The sequence below is a fragment of the Mesorhizobium sp. L103C119B0 genome (assembly GCF_000502235.1).
Taxonomy (GTDB): Bacteria; Pseudomonadota; Alphaproteobacteria; order Rhizobiales; family Rhizobiaceae; genus Mesorhizobium.
The window spans coordinates 120,736-141,507 of sequence record NZ_AYXE01000005.1 but is presented as its reverse complement, the minus strand read 5'-3'; the positions used below and the strand labels follow the sequence as shown (position 1 = coordinate 141,507).

The 20,772-nt window shown below is 62.3% G+C and carries 16 protein-coding genes and 1 pseudogene; 15 read left to right on the top strand and 2 right to left on the bottom strand.

Annotated features, from left to right (window positions below):
* Positions 1–120 precede the first annotated feature (120 nt).
* From X728_RS156475 to X728_RS156515, 9 genes are all read left to right on the top strand, one after another.
* Complete coding sequence (locus X728_RS156475; RefSeq protein ID WP_023831204.1) at positions 121–1,245, top strand: nucleotidyltransferase family protein; 1,125 nt, start codon at positions 121–123, stop codon at positions 1,243–1,245.
* A 142-nt stretch (positions 1,246–1,387) separates the two neighbouring features.
* A complete protein-coding gene (locus tag X728_RS156480) occupies positions 1,388–2,410 on the top strand; it encodes a glycosyltransferase family 2 protein (RefSeq protein WP_023831203.1) in 1,023 nt (340 codons plus the stop codon).
* Positions 2,411–2,537: 127 nt separating this feature from the next.
* Positions 2,538–2,933, top strand: a complete 396-nt coding sequence (locus tag X728_RS156485) for a hypothetical protein (protein WP_023668807.1) — start codon at positions 2,538–2,540, stop codon at positions 2,931–2,933.
* 121 nt (positions 2,934–3,054) lie between these two features.
* On the top strand, positions 3,055–3,954 hold the full coding sequence (locus X728_RS156490; protein WP_023668806.1) for a glycoside hydrolase family 16 protein: 900 nt from the start codon (positions 3,055–3,057) through the stop codon (positions 3,952–3,954).
* Positions 3,955–4,009: 55 nt separating this feature from the next.
* A complete protein-coding gene (locus tag X728_RS156495; protein WP_023668805.1) occupies positions 4,010–5,341 on the top strand; it encodes a UDP-glucose/GDP-mannose dehydrogenase family protein in 1,332 nt (443 codons plus the stop codon).
* Positions 5,342–5,372: 31 nt separating this feature from the next.
* The gene (locus X728_RS156500; protein ID WP_023668804.1) at positions 5,373–6,452 is read left to right on the top strand and encodes a glycosyltransferase; all 1,080 of its coding nucleotides are present in this window, start codon (positions 5,373–5,375) and stop codon (positions 6,450–6,452) included.
* Positions 6,453–6,675: 223 nt separating this feature from the next.
* Entirely contained in the window at positions 6,676–7,917 is a 1,242-nt protein-coding gene (locus X728_RS156505) for a glycosyltransferase (protein ID WP_023702332.1), read from the top strand.
* A gap of 221 nt (positions 7,918–8,138) precedes the next feature.
* Positions 8,139–9,308 carry a glycosyltransferase gene (locus X728_RS156510; protein ID WP_023831202.1) on the top strand — a complete coding sequence of 390 codons (1,170 nt, stop codon included), beginning with the start codon at positions 8,139–8,141 and terminating at the stop codon, positions 9,306–9,308.
* Positions 9,305–10,768 carry a lipopolysaccharide biosynthesis protein gene (locus X728_RS156515; protein WP_023831201.1) on the top strand — a complete coding sequence of 488 codons (1,464 nt, stop codon included), beginning with the start codon at positions 9,305–9,307 and terminating at the stop codon, positions 10,766–10,768. The genes X728_RS156510 and X728_RS156515 overlap by 4 nt, the downstream gene beginning before the upstream one ends.
* A gap of 225 nt (positions 10,769–10,993) precedes the next feature.
* Here X728_RS156515 and X728_RS1000000168625 read toward each other — a convergent pair.
* Positions 10,994–12,043, bottom strand: a pseudogene (locus tag X728_RS1000000168625) (polysaccharide pyruvyl transferase family protein); the annotation flags it as partial.
* Between the two features lie 295 nt (positions 12,044–12,338).
* Here X728_RS1000000168625 and X728_RS156520 point away from each other — a divergent pair.
* The 6 genes from X728_RS156520 (at position 12,339) to X728_RS156545 (ending at position 19,969) form a co-directional block, all read left to right on the top strand.
* A complete protein-coding gene (locus X728_RS156520) occupies positions 12,339–13,511 on the top strand; it encodes a glycosyltransferase (protein WP_023684222.1) in 1,173 nt (390 codons plus the stop codon).
* A 44-nt stretch (positions 13,512–13,555) separates the two neighbouring features.
* Positions 13,556–14,551, top strand: coding sequence for a glycosyltransferase family 2 protein (locus X728_RS156525; protein ID WP_023831200.1), 996 nt, complete (start codon positions 13,556–13,558; stop codon positions 14,549–14,551).
* Complete coding sequence (locus X728_RS156530; protein ID WP_023696972.1) at positions 14,548–15,495, top strand: glycosyltransferase family A protein; 948 nt, start codon at positions 14,548–14,550, stop codon at positions 15,493–15,495. Before X728_RS156525 ends, X728_RS156530 begins: the two co-directional genes overlap by 4 nt.
* The gene (locus X728_RS156535) at positions 15,485–16,435 is read left to right on the top strand and encodes a glycosyltransferase family 2 protein (protein WP_023831199.1); all 951 of its coding nucleotides are present in this window, start codon (positions 15,485–15,487) and stop codon (positions 16,433–16,435) included. The genes X728_RS156530 and X728_RS156535 overlap by 11 nt, the downstream gene beginning before the upstream one ends.
* Positions 16,436–16,510: 75 nt before the next feature.
* Positions 16,511–17,407 carry a UTP--glucose-1-phosphate uridylyltransferase GalU gene (gene galU, locus X728_RS156540; RefSeq protein ID WP_023668795.1) on the top strand — a complete coding sequence of 299 codons (897 nt, stop codon included), beginning with the start codon at positions 16,511–16,513 and terminating at the stop codon, positions 17,405–17,407.
* A gap of 183 nt (positions 17,408–17,590) precedes the next feature.
* Entirely contained in the window at positions 17,591–19,969 is a 2,379-nt protein-coding gene (locus tag X728_RS156545; RefSeq protein WP_023831198.1) for a polysaccharide biosynthesis tyrosine autokinase, read from the top strand.
* An 89-nt stretch (positions 19,970–20,058) separates the two neighbouring features.
* On the opposite strand, the gene X728_RS156550 is transcribed toward X728_RS156545, so the two are convergent.
* Positions 20,059–20,760 (bottom strand): metallophosphoesterase family protein, encoded by a 702-nt coding sequence (locus tag X728_RS156550; protein ID WP_245266110.1) that lies wholly within the window; start codon positions 20,758–20,760, stop codon positions 20,059–20,061.
* Positions 20,761–20,772 lie beyond the last annotated feature (12 nt).

Sequence of the window (20,772 nt, the reverse complement as noted above, 5' to 3'; positions counted from 1 at the left end):
AGGTTGCAGGAAAATTGCGCCAAAGGAAAAACTGGACGCGGCGCATGAATTTGGCGATGCTTTGCTTCGCAGTTGCAATATAACGCGCCTGGCGAATTTTTTGCGGAGATGCTGCAGCATATGGCATTGCAGGAAGGGACCTTCGAAAGGTTGCGCGCCGCTGGCTGCGCCGACGAAGTGGCCTATGTGCAGGCTTGCCTGCGGCTGTTCTTCGCCTCCAGGGCGAGCCCCAGCGCCGCGCCTGCACCGGCCATCTCCGTTGCCGATGTTTGCGATATCGCCAGGCTGAACAAGGTCGCCACCTTCATGCTGAAGGCACTGTCGCGCCCACCGGCGGGCGAGACGCCGCCGGGATTGCTCGAGTGGCTCGACACTTATCGCCGGCGCACAATTGCGATGAACTCGTCCGGCATCATGGATTCGATGGCCATCGACAAGGCGCTGCGCGGCAGCAGCATCGATTTCGTCTTCCTGAAGGGCCCCCTCCAGCAGCAACTGCTCTATGGCGACCATTTCATGAAGCCGTCCGGAGATGTCGACATATTGGTGTCGCCGGCCGGCTTCTTTAGAGCTCGTGATGCGCTGCGCTCGATCGGCTACGAGGTCGCCGGCAAGTCCCGCTCCGTCTGGTGGGTGCGCTTTCTGGGCGAGCAGCACATGGTTCGCAGCCAAGGTCGGAAATTGTCCACCGTCGATCTCCATTACCGGCTCCAGCAGCCGGGATCGCCCAGCCCGCGCGATACGGAAGGGTTCCTGCGCCGCAAGCGCGCGCTTGCGATCGCCGGCTCCAGCGTGCCGTTCATCTCGGCCTCCGACACTTTGCTTCTGTCCTGCATCAGTGTCGCAAAGGCGCTGTTCAACCGCGAGCCATGCGCGGGCTATGTCTGCGATATCCGGGCCGCTGCCAGTCGGCTGAGCGAGGCCGAGCAGCAGACTGTGCTCGACTACGCGGCCGAGCAGGGGCTGGCTGACACCCTGCTGCTGGGCCTGCGCGCCGCCGATGTGCTGCTTGGTGGCGCCGGCACGCTGCTGTCGGATCGGGCCACCAGGATCCTGTCACGCATCGGCAATGAAGACCTGTTCCACATGGTCATCGCGCCGTGGCTGTCGTCGCTCAGATGGCCGCAACGGCGCACCGTTTTGTGGGAATTGTGCGGCCGCGAACCTGTCCGCTATCTGACCGAGGCCGGCTGGGCCGCGTCAGCCGACCTCAGCCGGCGGATTTTCGAGCGGGAAAGCCGGTGACGATGAGGGTCGTCATGCAGCAGGCAGATAACGTTCCGTCCCGATCCGCTGGGGATGGATCGGGGGATGGATCGGGGTCCGGCGCCGCGCGCCGGGAGGGCGAGGGGCCTCGCGACACTTTATGCAATCGAAAGGCCACCCTATGTCCATGACAGAATCCCGGGTCTGCGTGATCATCGCGGCGCGCAACGGGGCCCGGACCATTCCCGCAGCCATCGCCTCGGCGCTGCGCGAGCCGGAGGTGGCGGAAGTCGTCGTCGTCGACGACGCCTCCACCGATGACACCGCAAAGGTGGCCAGCGCTGCCGATGATGGCAGCGGCCGGCTTTCGGTCATCCGGCTCGACGCCAATCGCGGCCCGTCCTTCGCCCGCAATACCGCCATTGCCGGGTCGGAATCACCTTTCATCAGCATTCTCGACGCCGACGATTTCTTCCTTCAGGGACGGTTTCGCCAGCTGTTTGCCAGCGCCGACTGGGATTTCGCCGCCGACAACATCATGCTGATCCGTGACGATACGGCGACCGATGTCTCGAAGATCGTCGCCCCGTCCTTTTCGGCGGACCCGGAATTCCTCGACTTCGAGCGATTCATCGAGGGCAACATCTCCAGACGGCGTGTCCAGCGCGGCGAACTCGGCTTTCTCAAGCCGGTGATATCAAGAGCTTTCCTCGACAGGCATGGGCTGCGTTACGACGAGAACCTGCGTCTCGGCGAAGATTACGAACTCTACGCTCGCGCCTTTGCCCTTGGCGCACGCTTCAAGGTCATCCGTTCCTGCGGCTATGGCGCGATCGTGCGCGCCGATTCGTTGAGCGGGCGCCACAAGACACAGGATCTGAAGCGCCTCGCCGATGCGGATCTGGCACTGCTCGAGATCGACAGCCTGCCGGAAGGCTCCAAGGCCCTGCTGCGCAAGCACGAGCGGCATGTGCGTGACAAATACCGGCTGCGCAATTTCCTCGATGTGAAGGCCGAGCGCGGCATGGCGTCTGCCGCCGCCTATGCGCTGGCCAGCCAGTCGAACTTCATTCCCATCGTTGTCGGCGTGGCCGCCGACAAGCTCGATGCGTTGTTTCGCCACGCCGGTCTGTCCCCGCGGCAGCAGCCGGTGCCGCCTTTGCGCTTCCTCATGGCCGCTACCAACACGGCGGCGCAAAAGTAGGCTCCGCCAAGTCCGGGACGGCGGCCGCAAGGCTGAAAAAATTGCCTTTCTGAAACTCGGAGGTTGCCTACACGCCCCGACGATGGCACTGTATGTTGCGGTGCAGCAATTTTGGAAGGCCAACCGGATGGCTTCAATTTTCGGCTTCAGGTCCAGGGACCCAGCGCGCGACAAGCAGACCGATCTGGCGCGTTTCGACCGTCTGGCAAAGCTGTTGGATCAGATCACGGCCGAGATTGCGGCCGAGAAGACCGGGTTGGAGGCCCGCTACCGGTCGAAGTCCACCAACGCGGCCTTCCTGGTCGAGTCGATGGAGAACGGCTCGGCGTCGGCACGCAAGCTGTCGGAAGTCGGCGAGCTGACGAAGTCCATCCTGAACTGCGAACAGCGCATCGCCGAGCTGGTGCGCCAGACGAGCCGGATGAAGGAACTGCGTCATTCACTCGACGCGATCGTCGGCGAGGATGGCCAGAGTTCTGATTCGCACGGGGAATATGTCAAACCCGCAGGTCGCTTCGGCTGAACACGGTCACACGAGACACAGAAGAGAAAGTTCGGGGACGGAGGATCGGGATCGGCCCGTTAGCAATGTGGGCCAATCGGTGACTTTGGGTTGGGGCGGAACAGCACAAAGGTGAATTGATATGAACGCAGATCCGAAGACGACGCCCATGGCGGCAATCGATGCCATGATTTCGACGCGGCCAAATCGGCCAATGCGTCTTGTAAACCCAACGCGTCTTCTATCCGTTGGTGCGCTTCTGTTGGCGGCAGCCGCAGCTCTGCTCGGCGCCGCCCACCCCTCCCGCGCCCAGGACGCCTCCCCGGAGATGCAAAGCGCACCGTCCTTCGTCGACGATTTCAAGAGTTTCGATCGTTCGCGCTGGTATGTCTCCGACGGTTGGTCGAACGGCAATCACCAGAACTGCACCTGGTCGAAAAGCCTGGTAAAATTTTCCGACAACATGCTGACGCTCGGCTTCGAAAAGCGCAAACTGAAGGACCGCGAGTTCGCCTGCGCCGAGATCCAGACCAAGCAGCGCTTCGGCTATGGGACCTATGAAGCACGGATGAAGACCGACACCGGATCCGGTCTCAACGCCGCTTTCTTCACCTATATCGGCCCTGCCGACAAACAGCCCTGGTATGAGATCGACTTCGAGGTGCTGACCAAGGATACATCCAAGGTGCAGGTCAACAGCTACATCGCCGGCAAGCCCAAGAACGAGAAGCTGGCCGAGGTCGAAGGCGGCGCCGACAAGGGCTTCAACGACTATGCCTTTATCTGGGAAAAGGACCGGCTGCGCTGGTACGTCAACGGCAAGCTGGTCCAGGAAGTGACCAATCCCGAGCAATTGCCGACCCACTCGCAGAAGATATTCTTCAGCCTCTGGGGCAGCGACACGCTGAAAAACTGGATGGGCGCCTTTTCCGACCCCGGCCGCCAGGTGACGATGCAGGTGCAGCGCGTCGCCTTCACCGCGCTCGGCCAGCCGTGCCAGTTTCCGGAATCGCTGGCATGCAGTGTAAGCAGCATAAAGTAGATCTGAACCGGCCCGGCTATATAAGGCCAAAGGGCGTGAACAGGAATTAACCCGAATGAATTTGACGGTCTTTGGAATTGGCTATGTCGGTCTCGTGCAGGCCGCGGTGCTGGCGGAGGTCGGGCACCAGGTGGTGTGCGTCGATGTCGATGAAAAGAAGGTCGAGCGGCTCAACCAGGGCCTGGTGCCGATTTTCGAACCGGGACTGGAGGCACTGGTCAAGGAGAACCACGCCGCCGGCCGCATCAAGTTCACCACCGATGCCGCCGCCGGCGTCAAGCATGGCGAGATCCAGATGATTGCGGTCGGCACGCCACCCGGCGAAGATGGTTCGGCCGACCTCAAATATGTGCTGGCGGTGGCCGAGACCATCGGCCGCGAGATGGACGGTCCCAAGATCGTCGTCGGCAAGTCGACCGTGCCGGTCGGCACCTGCGAAAAGGTGAAGGCCAAAATCGCCGCGACGCTGAAGGCGCGCGGGCGCCAGGACCTGGCTTTCGACGTCGCTTCCAATCCTGAGTTCCTCAAGGAGGGTTCCGCCGTCGCCGACTGCATGAAGCCTGACCGCATCATTGTCGGCACCAACAGCGAGGGCACCGAGGCGGTGATGCGGGAGCTCTACGCGCCGTTCAACCGCAACCACGAGAAGATGATCGTGATGGACGTGCGCAGCGCCGAATTCACGAAGTACGCCGCCAACTGCATGCTGGCGACCAAGATCTCCTTCATGAACGAAATGGCCAATTTGGCCGAGCAGCTCGGCGCCGACATCGAGGAGGTACGCAAGGGCATCGGCTCGGATCCGCGCATCGGCTACCACTTCATCTATCCCGGCCTCGGCTATGGCGGTTCGTGCTTTCCCAAGGATGTCCGCGCGCTGATCAAGACCGCCGAAGGTGTCAAGTTCGACGCCAAGCTGCTGCGCGCCGTGGAGGAGCGCAACAATGCCCAGAAGTCGGTGCTGTTCGACAAGGTGCACCGTTATTTCAAGGGCAGTCTCAAGGGCAAGACCTTCGCGCTCTGGGGCCTCGCCTTCAAGCCCAACACCGACGACATGCGCGAGGCGCCGGCGCGCGTCCTGATGGAGGCGCTGTGGCAGGCCGGCGCCAATGTGCAGGCCTACGACCCCGAGGCGATGCAGGAATGCCAGGCCATCTACGGCCTGCGCGACGACCTTTTGTTGTGCGGCACCAAGGAGGCGGCACTGCGCGGCGCCGACGCGTTGCTGATCGCCACCGAATGGAAGAGTTTCCGCGCCCCGTCCTTCGACGCGGTGAAGGATGCCCTGACCACGCCGGTCATCTTCGATGGCCGTAACCTCTATGATCCCAAGGTCATCGCCCGTCACGGCATCGAGTATTTCTCGATCGGCAGGATGGCGGCGTGAAGGCAGGGCGGCACAACGCGGAGCCAGGTTCATGAAAGTTCTGTTTGCAGGCGGCACCGGCTACACGCCGCAATTCAGCGGGGGCGTCCAGTCGAGCACCCACCACCTGGTCGAGCAATTGCGCGAAAACGGTCACGAGGCATCCGTTCTGGCAGCGCTGTTCGGCGACGGCATGTTCGGCTTCAGGGCGCGCGCCAAGATGAAGCTCCTTCGTCAGCGCGCGGTCATCGACAATTTCCCGGGCTATCCGGTTGTACGGGCGTGGTTCCCCTGGGAAGCGGCCGACTTCGCCGTCAAAAAGTTGAGGCCGGATGTCGCGGTCGTGCAGTGCCACAATTCGGTGCCGATCGGCAGAGAGCTGCAGAGGCTTGGCGTGCCGCTGACCGTCTATCTGAGGAATGTCGAATTCGACGAATTGGCCGGCGATCTGCGTGAGCTCCATTCGGCGGTCTATATCGCCAACTCCGAGTTCACCGCGCGCGCCTATAAGGCAAAATTCGATATTGATTCGACGGTTATTCCGCCGACCATCAATCCCGCGTTCTACAGCACACCGACGACCGGTGAATTTGTCACGCTCATCAATCCATATGAGGAAAAAGGCTTCGATCTTGCGGTGCGCATTGCCGCCGCCTGTCCCGAGATCCCGTTCCTGTTCGTCGAAAGCTGGAAGCTCGACGACGATCATCGAGCCCGGATCGAAGCAACAATCTCTCCCCTCCAGAACGTCAAGCTGGAAAGCCGCACCAGCGACATGAAGACGGTCTACGGCCGCACGAAAATCCTGCTTGCGCCCAGCAAATGGGAAGAAGCCTGGGGCCGGGTGGCCTCGGAAGCGCATTGTAGTGGCATTCCCGTGGTCGGCTCGCGGCGCGGCGGTCTGCCGGAAGCGATCGGCGCCGGCGGCGTGGTACTGGACTACGACGCCCCGCTCGCCGACTGGGTCGCAACGATCAGGCGGCTGTGGAGCGATGAGGCCGAGTACAAGCGGCTGTCAGCGACAGCACGTCAGTTTTCGGAGCGGCGGCAAATGAACCCCGACAGCCAGTTCGCAACGTTCATGGGCGTTCTCGACCGCGCAAGACGTGTCGGTTTGGAGCGCGCAGCCTAAACGCGTCGTGTTGCAGTTCAGCTGAGACGCTGCACGACCGTGGTCGCGCAAAGTTCCCGTTAGCCAGGTCCAGGCGTCGTGCGCCCGTCCGGATCACTTTTAATTGCTGCAGTGCAATATTTTGTGGCACTGCAGCAATCAACGTGTATTCTGCCTGTCTACATTAGGGCTTGTGCGATATGGACCGCTTGGTCCGAGCAAGCCCCAACCTTATGGGCGGGTCATGCGCGTGGGCTTTGTCGTCGGCGAATTCCCTCTGCTTTCGGAAACCTTCGTCGTGGACCAGATGGCTGGGCTGCTGGCGCGGGGCTTTCAGGTCGAAGTGGTCTGCGAAAAGATGCAAGGTGACCACCGAATTGACCGGCAAAGCGAGCCGATGGCGACGCTGCTCGCCAGAACCCGACATTGGTGGCGATGGGCCGCTGTAATCAGCAAATTTGTACAGCGTCTGCCGCCGCGTCTGCGATACAAGGCCTCGACCGTTCTCGACATCGCCTTTGCACGCCGCCTGAACCGCTGCGACGTGATTGTCGCCCACTTCGGACAGAACGGCGAGAGAGCAGCCGCACTGAAGAAATGGAAGGTGCTCAAACCACCGATCATAACCATCTTTCACGGCGCGGACGTGGCGATCCCGGCGCGGCAGGCAGTGCTCGCGACACAATATGCCGGGCTGACCAAGCATGGGACCCTGAACCTGCCCGTCAACGATTACTTCCGCACGATGCTGCTGGAAGCCGGCCTGTCCCAGGCGAGCACGACGGTCCACCATATGGGAATTGACACCCGCGAAATCGGCTATCGCTGGGAATCGTGGGAAGGCACCCAACTGGTCGTGACGACGGTTTGCCGCCTGGTCGAAAAGAAAGGCGTCGAGTTCGCCTTGCGAGCCCTGGCCTCTCTCAAGGCCTCCCAGCCGCAGCTAGACTGGCGTTACGACATTGTTGGCGACGGTCCTCTGCGGATGAATCTGGAGAAGCTGGCCGTAGAGCTGGGCTTGGCTGGTCGCGTAACATTCCTCGGCAGCCTCCCTCACGCAGAGGTGAAAAGACGGCTTCGCATGGCGCATCTCTTTTTGCTGCCAAGTATCACTGCCAGCGACGGGGATATGGAAGGCATTCCGGTCGCGCTCATGGAGGCCATGGCCGCCGGATTGATTGCGGTCAGCACGTATCATTCGGGAATCCCGGAGCTCATCAAGGATGGGGAGACGGGGTTGCTTGCGCCCGAGCGAGATATCTCAGCGCTTGCCGGCAAGCTTGCCTGGGCCGGGGAGCACCCGACCGAATGCGAGCGTATCGCGCTTGCCGCACGCCGCAAAGTCGAGGACGACTTCAACGCAGATGTTCTGAATGAACGATTTGCGCAGATCGTTACCCAACTGGCCACATCGAGCCCTGCGCATGAACCTGCCGGTCATGTCGGGGTTTCCGAGGGCTTGGCGGATCCTTCATCTGCCGGCTGACACTGCTGCTCTGCGTTTGATCGGCAGACACGCCAAGCCGAGGGAAATCTTGCTACACTGCACCAAAAATGTTGCAGTGCAGCAAGACCTATACTAACGTCCCTGCGGGTGGGCCAACAGCGGTAGAGTTCCATGCTGCATGTCTTGTGCCTCCGGCACCCTGTTTTCGGCCCGGCTTTTGTCAAGGGCACACCGGCTCTCCGCACGAGCGCATCCTGCCGATGAAGATTTGCTTCGTAGTCGACAAGTTCCCCTCATTGTCCGAAACCTTTGTTCTCGACCAGATAGCCGGATGCCTTGAGCGCGGCATGGAAGTCGGCGTCGTCTGCAACGAGACGTCCTTCGGCAGGGACAGCAACATCGATGATCCGCGCTGGCAGGCGCTGCCAGGAAAGGTCGTATGCTGGTGGGGTGGCCTGGGTCGCTATCGCCCGCTGCTCAGGAAGTGGTCCGGCAGGTTCTGGGACAAGCTCTCGACCGCCATCGACATTGCTCATGCGCGAAAACTGCAGGGCGCCCACGTCATCGTTGCCCATTTCGGCAACAACGGCATGCGCGTGGCCCGCGCCATCAAGCGCGGGAGGATTTCCGCTCCCCTGGTGACGATATTTCACGGCCGTGATGTCGGCGAACCGCTGCATGACAATACGCTCGCGCGCTACAAGATTGTGTTCGAAAAGGGCGTTCTTCAACTGCCGGTGAATGCGTTTTTCCGCGATGCCTTGATTGAGGTCGGTGCATCGCCGGAGCAGGTTGTGGTTCACCATATGGGGGTGCGGCCGAGTGACATCGACTATCGGTGGCGTTCATGGGAGCAGGCTACGCTCTCTTTCATCTCGGTCTGCCGCCTGACTGAAAAGAAGGGCATCGAATATGCGCTTCGCGCGCTTGCTGGCCTGCCGCGGCGAGACTGGATCTACTCGGTGATCGGCGGCGGAGAACTTCTCGAGCAGCTGAAGGGGATCGCCGCAGAGCTCGGCATTGCCGACAGGGTGAATTTTCTTGGGCCCCGGCCGCACAGCGAAGTCAAACAGCGTCTGCGCGATGCGCATGTGTTCCTGCTGCCCAGCGTCGGCGCCCGCGATGGCGATCTGGAAGGCATTCCGGTTTCGCTGATGGAAGCGATGGCCGCCGGCCTGACGGTGGTCAGCACATATCATTCCGGGATCCCTGAACTGATCGATGATCACAAGACGGGTTTTCTCGTGGCTGAGCGGGACGTTGCGGCGCTGACCGGCAAGCTTGCCTGGATCGCCGAGAATCCGAAGCCGTGTGAAGGGATCGCTCTCGCGGCGCGCAAGAAGATCGAGGCGGAGTTCAACTCCGATCTGCTGAACCAACATTTCGTGGAAATCGCCATGCGGCTTGGCGAAACGAGGTCGCTTGCATGAACGCCAATCCGCCCCCCCAGTTCGGTCGTGTCGCCCTGCGCGGCGGGCTGGTAACCATCGGCGCCCAGGGCTTCAAGATGGCGATCCAGTTTCTCTCCGTCATCGTGCTGGCCCGTCTGCTCGTCCCCGAGGATTTCGGTCTGGTGGCTTCCGTCGGGCCGATCGTCGCCTTCGTCGGGCTGCTTCAGAATCTGGGCCTGCAGCAGGCTGTGGTTCAGCGCAAGGACATCAGCAACCAGCAGCTCAACCAGGTGTTCTGGATCAGCGCGCTCGTCGGGCTGGGTAGTGCCGTGGTAGTGGCCGGCCTGGCGCCTGCCATCGCCGCGTTCTATGGCGATCAACGTATGTCCGGCATCACCCTTGGCTCCGCCCTGCCGCTGCTTCTCGGCAGTCTCGCCGCAGTGCCGCTGGCGTTGATGAACCGGCACCTGCAGTTCGGCCAGCTCGCACTGAACGACGTAATAAGCGCCGCCGCCGGACTTCTGGCCGCCGCGATCGCGGCCTATGAGGGGTTGGGCTACTGGTCGCTGGTCATCGGCCCGGCGGTTTCGGCAGCTATCGCCCTGGCTGCCGCCTGGCTGGTGGCGCGTTGGACGCCTTTGCGGCCGGACCTGAAGGTCGATGCCGATATATTGTCGTTCGGCGCCAACCTGACCGGCTTCAACCTCGCCAACTTCTTCTCGCGCAATCTCGACAACATTCTCATCGGAAAATATTCCGGTGCGATCGAACTCGGCTATTACGACCGCGCCTACAAGCTCCTGTTGTTCCCGCTGCAGAACATCAACCAGCCGCTGACACGGGTCATGGTGCCGCTGCTCAGCCGCATCCACGATGATAAGGCCCGCTTTCGCGATATCTATGTGCGCACCAACTGGATGCTGGCGGCCGTTACCATGCCTGGCATCGCGGCGCTGACGCTGACCTCCAATCAGATCGTCGGACTTCTCTTCGGCGCGGGCTGGGCACCGGTCGCACCGATCTTTGCCTGGCTGGGCATCGCCAGCCTGGTCCAGTCCGTTTCAAGCACGACGGGATGGATATTCATCTGTCAGGGCAAGACGAAGACCATGTTCCATTGGGGCATCTATTCGTCGCTGACGACCGTCGCTGCCTTCGTCGTCGGCCTGCACTGGGGCGCCGTCGGCGTTGCCGCGGCCTATGCCATCAGCGGTTACGTGCTGCGCGTTCCCGTGCTGGCGCTACTGGTCCATCGCGTCGGTCCGGTGACCGCCGCCGACTTCCTGCTCATGCAGGGGCTTTTCATCGCCTCGTCCCTGCTTGCCTGGTTCCTGTACCTGTGGTTGCCGGCGTCTCTAACGGGCCAGTCAGACCTGCTCGCGGTCTTTTTGGCGCTTGCCCTCAACTACGGCATCGGTCTCGTTTTCATGCTTGCCGTCCCGCAGTCGCGACGCGCTTTGTTCACCACCCTGTCCAACGCCGCGCGCAATATCCGCTGAGCGGCCGGCGATCAGCGGCGCCAGCAGGTTTGTGGCCGACATTGCCGAAGCATGTTCTTCGAGCACGGCCTGAAGGCTTGTCTTGCGATAGCGGTCGAGATTTCCCGCAAACCGGCCGAGCTTTTCGCGCGCCTCTTCGGGCGTCACGGTGTCGATGTCGAGCAGCACATCGTCGACACCGATTCGCTTGGCCACTTCCTTGGTTTTGAACTCGTAGGCGATCGGCAGCACCGGCGTGCCGACGCAAAGCGACATGATCATCATATGCATGCGCGTCGCGACGACGAAGTCGAAGCCCTTCACCAGCGCCATCAACTGGTCCGGCGTGTGGAACGAAGCGTCCACTGTCACGTGGCTGGCGATCTCAGGATCGAGCTCGGCAACGATGGCCTGTGCGGTCTTGGAATCGTCATGGGCATATTCCGGCACGCCCTGACACGTGGAGACGAAGGTCACCTCCTTGCCAAGGTCCCTGACAAGAATTGTGGCGATCTCGCGGACCGAATCCAGATAGCGGCGCATGCCGCCCTCACCGTCGCTGACGTAGTTCCAGTGGCGGACCGAAATAGCGACGCGGCCCGTCGACGCCGGCGGCTGGCTGGAAGCGAGACGCTTGCGGATCCTGTCGGTATCGGCCAAGGCGAATACGGCATCGGCCACCACGTGGCACTTGCCGAGATCCTTCACCAAGTCCCGGATATGGGTCCGCGACCGTTCGTCGCGCAACAGGATGAGCGGACTGCGGTCAAAGATCGGGCCGAGCTCCTGGCGGTTGTAACTTTTGTCGAACGGACCGAGGGATTGCGTGAAGAAGACCGGATCTTTGCCAAATACGGCATCGAGCCTGAACTGATTGAGGCGTCGTTCGAGATTGTAGTTCTCGACGAGATAGGTTCCCCCTGTGGTGACCACCATGTCCGCGTCGGCGTAGATATCGAGACCGCGCCGGTCGCGATGGCTGAAAAAATTGCCTAGCGCGCTGCTGCCAAACCAGCGCAGGGCCTGGAGAACGAGCCGATTGTAGATCGGCTTGAACCGGTCCCTCAGCCCGCTGCCATTCTTGTATCGGAACAGGGATTCCGACAGCAGCTTATGAAATTCGAGGTCGGGATAATCCGTCTTCGGATAGAGTCGTTCCGCAACCTCGGGCTGGCTGTCGAAGACGGCAAACCGCACGTCGCCTTGCACGATCGTCTTGAGAATGTGGCGGATCGCCAGCAGAATCGCCGCATCCCCGGTATTCAGGCAGACTGTGTTTTCAACGACGATCTTCATGGGATACCTCATTTCGTCAGCAGATTCCGCGGCGTGGCCTGCGGTGCCTAGGACGGGCATGGTGACCGAAAATACCCACGCCAGGACGATCCCGATGCGGCTCGCGTCACAATCCATCGCTGCATCGGGCTGGGTGACCAGCCAGAGCGGCGCTCAAGCCCGACGGAGGGTAACGCATCAATTTTGCAGTGCAACAAAAAAACGTGCACTTATGCTACGGCGCACCAAAAATGTTGCGATGCAGCAAAAGCTGGGTTAGCATTCCCCTGGGTGGGCCAACAGCGGTCGAGTTTTCATGCTGCATGTCTTGTACCTTGTGCACGATGTTTCCGACCCGGCGGTGCGCCGGCGGATCATAATGCTCAAGGCAGGCGGCGCGCGGGTCACGTTGGCCGGCTTCCGTCGGACCACAAATGCTGTTCCCGACGTCGAGGGGCTGCAGCCGGTCGACCTCGGCGCGACGCGTGACGGCCGATTCGGCCAGCGTCTGGCGGCGGTCGCCAAGGCGGCGCTGTCGATAGGCTCGAAGCTTGCGGCGATGCCGAAGCCCGACCTCATCATCGCGCGCAATCTGGAAATGCTGGCGCTGGCCAGGCGCGCCAAGGCCGCCTTTCGCGGCGGCGTGCCGATCGTCTACGAATGCCTCGACATCCATCGCCTGGTGCTGCGCAATGACATGCTGGGCAAAGCACTGCGCACAGCGGAGCGTTATCTCGCCCGCGACGTGAAGCTTCTGGTGACGAGCTCACCGGCCTTCATCGCCAATTATTTCAAGCCGTTCGGGCAGGTCGCCGCACCGGTGGAACTGGTCGAAAACAAATACTTCGAAACCGCGCCGATCGCCTTGGATGACAGGTCAAAGGCCGAAAACCCTGCAGCACCCCCGTGGCGCATCGGCTGGTTCGGCGCGCTGCGCTGCCGCCGCTCGCTGGAGCTGCTGGCCGACTTCACGCGCCGTCAGGGCGGGCGCTTCGAGGTCGTCCTCCGGGGCCGTCCGGCACTCTCGGAATTCCCGGATTTCCACGCTTTTGTCGAGGCCGAACCCTATCTCTCCTTTCGTGGCCCCTACCGCAACCCGGAAGACATGGCCGCGATCTACGGCGAAGTGCATTTTTCCTGGGCGATCGATTTCTTCGAGGAAGGGCAGAATTCGGAATGGCTGCTGCCCAACCGCCTCTATGAGGGCTGCCGCTTCGGCGCCGTGCCGATCTCGATGGGCAATACCGAGACCGGGCGCTTTCTCGACCAGCAGGACATTGGCGTCCTGCTTTCCGATGCCACGCCCGAAATCCTGGAAACCGCGCTCGGCCGCATGGACCAGGAGCACTTCGGCAAGGCCAAGGCGCGTGTGCTGGCCCGCAACCCACGAACCTGGAGCTACGACCGCAGCGACTGCCGCGCCTTTGTCGACAGGCTGCGCGGTCTGGCGGCGGTCCCCGGTCCCTTCGTCACCGAAGCGCTGGCTTAGCGATGGCTGATGATGGGAAAAATACAGAGCATGGGAAGGCGCCGATGGCGCAAACCGAAGCGCTGCCGCCAAGCCTGATCGTCATTCCGTGCCTGAATGAGGCAGCCCATATCGGCGCGTTGCTCGAGCAGCTCAGGCCGGCAGCGCTAAGGCTCGGCGCCCGCATCGTCGTTGCCGATGGCGGCAGCACCGATGGTACTTTGGCCATTGTCGAAGCGGTTGCGGCCAAGGACCCTCAGGTCGTCCTCCTGCACAACCCAAAACGTATCCAGAGCGCGGCGATCAATCTCGCCGTCGCCAGCCTCGGTGACGGCGCCGAATACCTGATCCGCATTGATGCCCATGGCGGCTATCCCGCCGATTATTGCGACCGGCTGGTCGAGGAGGCGCTCGCCACTTCAGCCGATTCGGTCGTCGTCTCGATGCTGACCAGCGGCAGCGGCGCGGTGCAGAAAGCGGTCGCGGCGGCGCAGAATTCCAAGCTCGGCACCGGCGGCTCCAAGCACCGGCACCTCTCGGCCGGCGAATGGGTCGACCACGGCCATCACGCGCTGATCCGGATTTCGGCCTTCACCGCGGTCGGCGGCTATGACGAGAGCTTCAGCCACAATGAGGATGCCGAACTCGACTACCGGCTGCGCCAGGCTGGCTACCGCATCTGGATGAGCGGCAAGACGCAGATGGTCTACTATCCGCGTTCGTCGCTGAAGGGCCTGTATTTCCAATATCTCGGCTATGGCCGCGGCCGCGCCAAGAATGTGCTCAAGCACCGTATGATCCCGAAAGTTCGGCAGATGATCCCGCTGCTGGTGGCGCCGGTCGTCCTTCTCGCGGTATTTTCCTTTATCCACTGGCTGGCGGCGGTGCCGCTGCTGGTCTGGACTTCGGTCTGTCTGGGCTACGGCGCTGTGACCGCCATCAGCCAGCGCAATCCCAACAATGTGCTGGCGGGCATTTCGGCGATGGTCATGCATTTCGGCTGGTCGCTCGGGTTTTGGCTGCAACTGCTCGGCTCGCGATCGCAGCGCGGGGTGGCATGATGGTCGCCGACAGCCGCCGAATCGACATCTGCGTCTGCACGTTCCGGCGGCCGGAACTGGCCGACACGCTGCGGTCGCTCGCTGCCATGGATATGCCTGCCGGTTTCGGCATCGGCGTCATCGTCGCCGACAATGACGACGAGCCGACCGCCGAGCCGCTGGTGACCGCGCTGGCGAGCGAATTGAAGCTCGTGGCCCGCTACCGGCACGCTCCGGCGCGCAACATCTCGGTTGCCCGCAACGCCTGTCTTGATGCCAGCACGGCCGATTTTGTCGCCTTCATCGACGACGATGAAACCGCTTCCCGGCAATGGCTGGCCGAACTGATTGCTATCGCGGAGACAAGCGGCGCCGAGGCCGTGCTCGGTCCGGTGCGGGCGCTCTACCGCCCGGATGCGCCGGACTGGATGCGCAAGGGCGATTTCCATTCGACCTTGCCGGTCTGGGTGCAGGGCGAAATCCGCACCGGCTACACCTGCAACGTCCTTTTGAGGATGAGCGCCGACAGCTTGCGCGACCGTCGTTTCAGCCTGGCGCGCGGCCAGAGCGGCGGCGAGGACACCGAATTCTTCGACCGCATGGTCAAGGCAGGCGGTCGCATCGCCTTTGCGCCGGAGGCGTGGGTCGAGGAAGTCGTGCCGCGTTCGCGAGCCGCTTTCGACTGGCTGCGCCGCCGCCGCTTCCGCTTCGGCCAGACGCATGGCCACCTCATCGGCCATGACGCAGGCGTGATAGAGCGTGCGAAGGCTGTCGGCCTTGCCTCGGCCAAGGCCGTCTATTGCTTCGGCATGGCGGCGTTGACCGCGATTAGCCCGGTCCGCCGCAACCGCAGCGTGCTGCGCGGCATCATGCATGTCGGCGTCGTCAGCGGCCTGGTCGGTATCAGCGAAATTCGCCAATACGGACTGTCTTCCCCGCAGCAAGGAGGCAAGCGTGCAGCCTGACGTCTCCTTTGTCATCGCAGCCCACAATGCCGCGGCCACGCTCGACCGGGCGATCGCAAGCGCCATGGCCCAGCGCGGTGTCAGCGTCGAAATCATCGTCGCCGACGACCAGTCGCGCGACAACACGCTCGACGTTGCAAGAGCCTATCCCGAAGATGTCGTCAAAGTGGTTGCGCTGCCGGCAAATCGTGGCCCTGGCGGCGCCAGGAATGCCGGGCTCGAACTGGCTTCCGGCCGCTGGGTTGCGGTGCTCGATTCCGACGATGCCGTCCTGCCCGGGCGGCTTTCCGCCATGATCGCGCGGGCCGAAAGCGCGGGCGCTGTGATCGCCGTCGACAACCTCCAGGTGGTGCGCGAGGACGGCATTGCCGAAGCGACGATGTTTCCCGCCGAATATCTGGAGGGCCTGCGTGAAATCACGCTCGCCGACTACATCGCTGGCAACATCGTTTTCGAGTCCACGTTCAACCTTGGCTATCTCAAGCCGATCTTCCAGCGCCGTTTCCTGATCGAAAACGACCTTCGCTATGATCAAAGTCTGAGCATCGGCGAGGATTACATCCTGCTCGCCAACGCGCTGGCCAAGGGCGGAAAATGCGTCGTCGAGCCGACGACCGGCTATATCTACCACATCCGCACGGGCTCGATCTCGCGCGTGCTCGAGCTTCACCATATCGAGGCGATGCGCAAGGCCGACGCGGTCTTCGCCGAGACCAATTCCATGGACGCTGCTGCTGCGGCCGCCTTCGCCAAACGCGCCCGCAGCCTGCGCAAGGCGGCATCGTTCCTGTCGCTGGTCCAGCACATCAAGGCGCGTTCGCCGTTGAAAGCGATACGCACCGCGCTAAGTGATCCGGCGGCTGTCAGGCACATGTCGATGCCGATCGCCGTCCGCCTCAAAAGGGTGGCGGCGCAGTTTGCCGTCGGCGCGGAGAGGTAAGGAGGGCGAGTACATGAAGACGTTTGTTCGTGGCCTGCAACAGGCTGAAATCGATCTGCTCAGAAGGAATTTGCGATGAAGAAAATCAGGAAGGCAGTCATCCCTGTGGCGGGGCTTGGAACACGGTTCCTGCCGGCAACCAAGTCGATTCCGAAGGAGATGCTGCCCGTGGTCGACCGGCCGGTCGTCCAATATGCGGTGGACGAGGCCTTCGAAGCCGGCATCGAGCACATCGTGTTCGTCACCGGCCGCAACAAGGCTGTCATCGAGGACTACTTCGACCTGCACCCCGAACTGATTGGAACGCTCGAACAAACCGGCAAGAAGACCCAGCTGGAGGCGCTCGAAAGCATGCTGCCCGTGGCCGGCGCCACCAGCTTCATCCGCCAGCAGTCGCCACATGGTCTCGGCCATGCGGTGTGGTGCGCACGCGAAGTCATCGGCGACGAGCCCTTCGCCCTGCTGCTCCCCGATATGGTGTCGTTCGGCCGCCGAGGTTGCCTGGCTGAAACAGTCGATCTCTATCAGCAGACCGGCGGCAATGTGATCGCCGTCGAGCGCTGTGATCCCAGCGAGACCAGCAAATACGGCATCGTCGGGCGCGGCGCCGAGACAGGCAGTGGCTTCGAGGTGACGGCCATGGTCGAAAAGCCGGCGCCGGCCAATGCGCCGTCGAACTATTACATCAACGGCCGCTACATCCTGCAGCCCGAGATCTTCTCGCTGCTGGGCAACCAGCAGCGCGGCGCCGGCAACGAAATCCAGCTTACCGATGCCATGGTGCGGCTGGCGAAAAGCCAGTCTTTCTTTGCCCAGCCTTTCAATGGCCGCATGTTCGACTGCGGCTCCAAGGAAGGCTTCATAGAGGCGACCATCGCCTTCGCGCTGGCGCGCGACGACATGAAGGGACCTGTGCTGGAAATGCTGCAGGCGTTCGTGCGGTCGCATGAGCGTCAGGAAGTGGCCGCATAATGCCCATCTTTCGAGGGCATATGCGTTTGGACGATGGCGCGGCTCGTGCCTGCACGCCAGGCCGCTCAGGCCTGGCGCCAGATGGCATGAAGCTTGCGTTGCATATCTTGCCCCCGATCTCCGCAGCTCCGGGCGAGGTGCCCCGTCTCGCTCCGGCGCCTGTAACCTAGAATTGGATCGAAGATGAATTATGCCAGCTTTCCTCTCGACAAGAGGATGCCGTTGCCCAACCCCGATCAGGAAAAGGGTGAAGACTTCATCGACGTCGAGCGCCTGCTTGGCATGGCGGCGCGTCAGGTCAAGGTGGTGGCAGTCTGCGCCATCATTGGCCTGTTCCTGGGGTTGCTCTATCTGCAGACCACGCCCAAGCAATACATGTCGGTCGCCAGCGTGCTGATCGACGAAGGCCTGAACAAGGTCATCGACGACATCTCGGCTGCATCCGTCACCATGCAGACCGACGCCGCCCTGCTCAGCCAGATCGAAATCATCACCTCGGCGCGGCTGGCCTCGGTGGTGGTCGACAAGCTGAAACTCGACCAGAGCGCAGAGTTCATGAACCCGCCTCAATCGGCGCTGGTCAAGGGCATCGGCTTCGTGCGCGGCGTGATCGGCTATTTCCGCTCAAGTTCCGCCGAGCAGATTCCCGGCATGGAAAACGTCGATGAGGCGACACGCCAGGCCATGATGCAGACGGCGCGCCACGACTATGCCGTGCTGAAGCTGCAGAGCGAGGTGCTGGCGCAGCGCAACGGCCGCTCCTATGTGCTCGCCATCGGTTACCAGTCGACCAATCCGGCGCTCGCCACCGCCATCACCAAGGCCTATGCCGACGCCTATCTCGCCGACCAGCTCAACGCCAGTTTCGACGCCACCGAACGCGCTGCGGTCTGGCTGCAGGGCCGGCTGACCGAGCTTCGTCAGAACTCACAGGCGGCCGCTATGGCGGTCGAGAAATTCAGGGCCGAGCATGGTCTGGCCGCCAACAGCGACGGCCAGCTGATCAGCGACAAACAGATTGCCGATCTCACCGCGCAACTGATCGTCGCGCAGGCCGATACGGCGCGCGCCAGCGCCCGCTACCAGCAATACAAGACCATCGTCGAAAGCGGCTCGGACAATGCCTTCAACGATTCCGCCATCTCAAGCGATCAGCCGGCAAGCTCGGTCATTGCAACGCTCAAGACCCGCTATCTCACAGTGGCCAAGCGGCTGCAGGATGTGACGGCCAATTTCGGCGCCGACCATCCGCAGGCGGTGGCGCTGGCCAAGGAAAAGGCCGATCTGTCGACCCAGATTTTCGGCGAGTTGAAGCAACTGACCGAAAGCTATCGCAATGAATATGAAGTCGCGCTTTCACGCGAGACCTCACTGAGGCAGAAGATCGCCGACGCGGCCGGCAAGAGCTCCATCGACAACCAGAGCCAGGTCAAACTGCGCGAACTCGACCAGCAGGCGCAGGCGCTGACCACGCTCTACCAGACCTTCCTTAGCCGCTACGAGGAGGCCTCGCAGCAGCAATCCTTCCCGGTCGGCAAGGTCCGCATCATCTCGGATGCCTCAACGCCGCTTTCCGCCTCAAGCCCGCGCACCTCCAGGGTGCTGGCGCTGTCGCTGGTGCTTGGCGTGCTGCTTGGCGCCGGCTTCGGTGGCCTGAATGAGTTCAACGAGCGCTTCTTCAGGACCGGCGAGGACATTCGCGATCGCGTCGGCCTCAAATTCCTCGGCTATTTGCCGATGATCGGCGGCAGGCTCGGCAAGGACGCCGACGGCGGTGCGGCGGATGCCAAAGGCGCCAACACATTGTCGGCGGCCGAGAAACGGGCGCGCATGCGGGTCAGCGTCGATGCGCCGGCATCGATGTTCTCCGAAACGCTGCGCAACGCCAAGATCGCCTTCGACGTCGTCATGGAAGGGCAAGGCAGCCGGGTCATAGGCGTGGTCTCGGTCCTGCCCGGCGAGGGCAAGTCTACGGTCGCCGCCAATCTCGCCGGATTGCTGGCCGCCAACGGCTCGAAGACGCTTTTGATCGACGCCGATCTGCGCAATCCTGGCCTCAGCCGCAACCTCGGCATGGAGGCCGAGCAGGGGCTGATGGAGGCCGTGGTCAACGGCCAGACCTGGCAGTCGGTCGGCAAAGTCGACCGCCAGACCAAGCTGGCGATCATCCCGGCCGTGCTGCGTGGGCAGTTCTCGCATACCAGCGAGCTGCTGTCGTCGGCCGGCATGCGGCGCTTCATCGACAACGCCAAGGAGACGTTCGAGTACATCATCGTCGACCTGCCGCCGCTCGGCCCCGTGGTCGACGCCAAGGCGTTTGCGCCGCTGGTCGACGGCTTCGTGCTGGTTGCCGAATGGGGCCGCACGCCGCGCGCCATGGTGCGCTCGCTGCTGGAGCAGGAACCCTACGTCGCAAGCAAGGTCGTCGGCGCCGTGCTCAACAAGGTCGATCTGAAGAAGCTGCCGAAATACGGCTCGCTCGGCGGCTCGGAAAAGTTCTTCGACCGCTATTCGACCTACTATCTGGAGAAATCGGACGTGCGGGCCAAGACCGCCGCCTGAACGGAGCGCGATCCTGAAAAGGAGCGTGATCCGGAAAAGCGGATCCGGTTTTCGGAAAGGATCACGCTCAAACGAAGAAGCACGGCAGGTCAGGAAAAGATCAGCTTGCCGAATTTACCCGCGATCCTGAGCGCTGTCAGCCGGCCGCTTTGAAAGGCGCCGGTGTCGATCCCGAGCCTTCGCCCGTCAAGCCTGGGGATATCGACCGGCGTGTGCCCATGCACCACAAAGCGGTCGAGCAGATGGGCGGTGTTGAAGAACTCGTCGCGGATGTTGAGCAGGTCCTGCTCATCCTGTGCGACCAGGTCGATACCCGGCCTGATGCCGGCATGGACGAAAACGAATTTATCCGAACAGAGCAGCACCGGCAGGCTGCGCAGAAAGTCGATATGGCTGGCCGGAATGACTTCCTTCACGCGCCGGTCGACCTCGTCGCTCGAGGCATAGAGGCTGGCAAGCCGCGCCGGATCAACCCCATAGGAAAACAGCGTCTCGCGGCCGCCGACCGCCAGCCAGCGGTCCCGCGACAGATAGCCGTCGAGATAGTTCAGCATCGCCACTTCGTGGTTTCCCGCCAGGCAGACGCGCAGGAACCCTGTTGGCGGTAGCGCCAAGACATGATCGAGCACGCGCGCCGATTGCGGCCCGCGATCGATATAGTCGCCGAGCATGACGATAATCTTGCGGCCGCGAAATTGCAGCGCGTCGAGCTGGATCTTCTGCTCCAGCGACAGCAATTCCTTGTAGCAGCCATGCACGTCGCCGATCGCGTAGACGACGGTGTCGTCCATATCCATTTCCAG

Coding starts and splice junctions, on each gene's coding strand:
- X728_RS156515 (WP_023831201.1), top strand. CDS start 9,305: ATGAACGCCAATCCGCCCCCCCAGTTCGGTCGTGTCGCCCTGCGCGGC.
- X728_RS156530 (WP_023696972.1), top strand. CDS start 14,548: ATGATGGTCGCCGACAGCCGCCGAATCGACATCTGCGTCTGCACGTTC.
- X728_RS156485 (WP_023668807.1), top strand. CDS start 2,538: ATGGCTTCAATTTTCGGCTTCAGGTCCAGGGACCCAGCGCGCGACAAG.
- X728_RS156495 (WP_023668805.1), top strand. CDS start 4,010: ATGAATTTGACGGTCTTTGGAATTGGCTATGTCGGTCTCGTGCAGGCC.
- X728_RS156480 (WP_023831203.1), top strand. CDS start 1,388: ATGTCCATGACAGAATCCCGGGTCTGCGTGATCATCGCGGCGCGCAAC.
- X728_RS156490 (WP_023668806.1), top strand. CDS start 3,055: ATGAACGCAGATCCGAAGACGACGCCCATGGCGGCAATCGATGCCATG.
- X728_RS156505 (WP_023702332.1), top strand. CDS start 6,676: ATGCGCGTGGGCTTTGTCGTCGGCGAATTCCCTCTGCTTTCGGAAACC.
- galU (WP_023668795.1), top strand. CDS start 16,511: ATGAAGAAAATCAGGAAGGCAGTCATCCCTGTGGCGGGGCTTGGAACA.
- X728_RS156525 (WP_023831200.1), top strand. CDS start 13,556: ATGGCGCAAACCGAAGCGCTGCCGCCAAGCCTGATCGTCATTCCGTGC.
- X728_RS156545 (WP_023831198.1), top strand. CDS start 17,591: ATGAATTATGCCAGCTTTCCTCTCGACAAGAGGATGCCGTTGCCCAAC.
- X728_RS156550 (WP_245266110.1), bottom strand. CDS start 20,760: ATGGACGACACCGTCGTCTACGCGATCGGCGACGTGCATGGCTGCTAC.
- X728_RS156475 (WP_023831204.1), top strand. CDS start 121: ATGGCATTGCAGGAAGGGACCTTCGAAAGGTTGCGCGCCGCTGGCTGC.
- X728_RS156520 (WP_023684222.1), top strand. CDS start 12,339: ATGCTGCATGTCTTGTACCTTGTGCACGATGTTTCCGACCCGGCGGTG.
- X728_RS156510 (WP_023831202.1), top strand. CDS start 8,139: ATGAAGATTTGCTTCGTAGTCGACAAGTTCCCCTCATTGTCCGAAACC.
- X728_RS156500 (WP_023668804.1), top strand. CDS start 5,373: ATGAAAGTTCTGTTTGCAGGCGGCACCGGCTACACGCCGCAATTCAGC.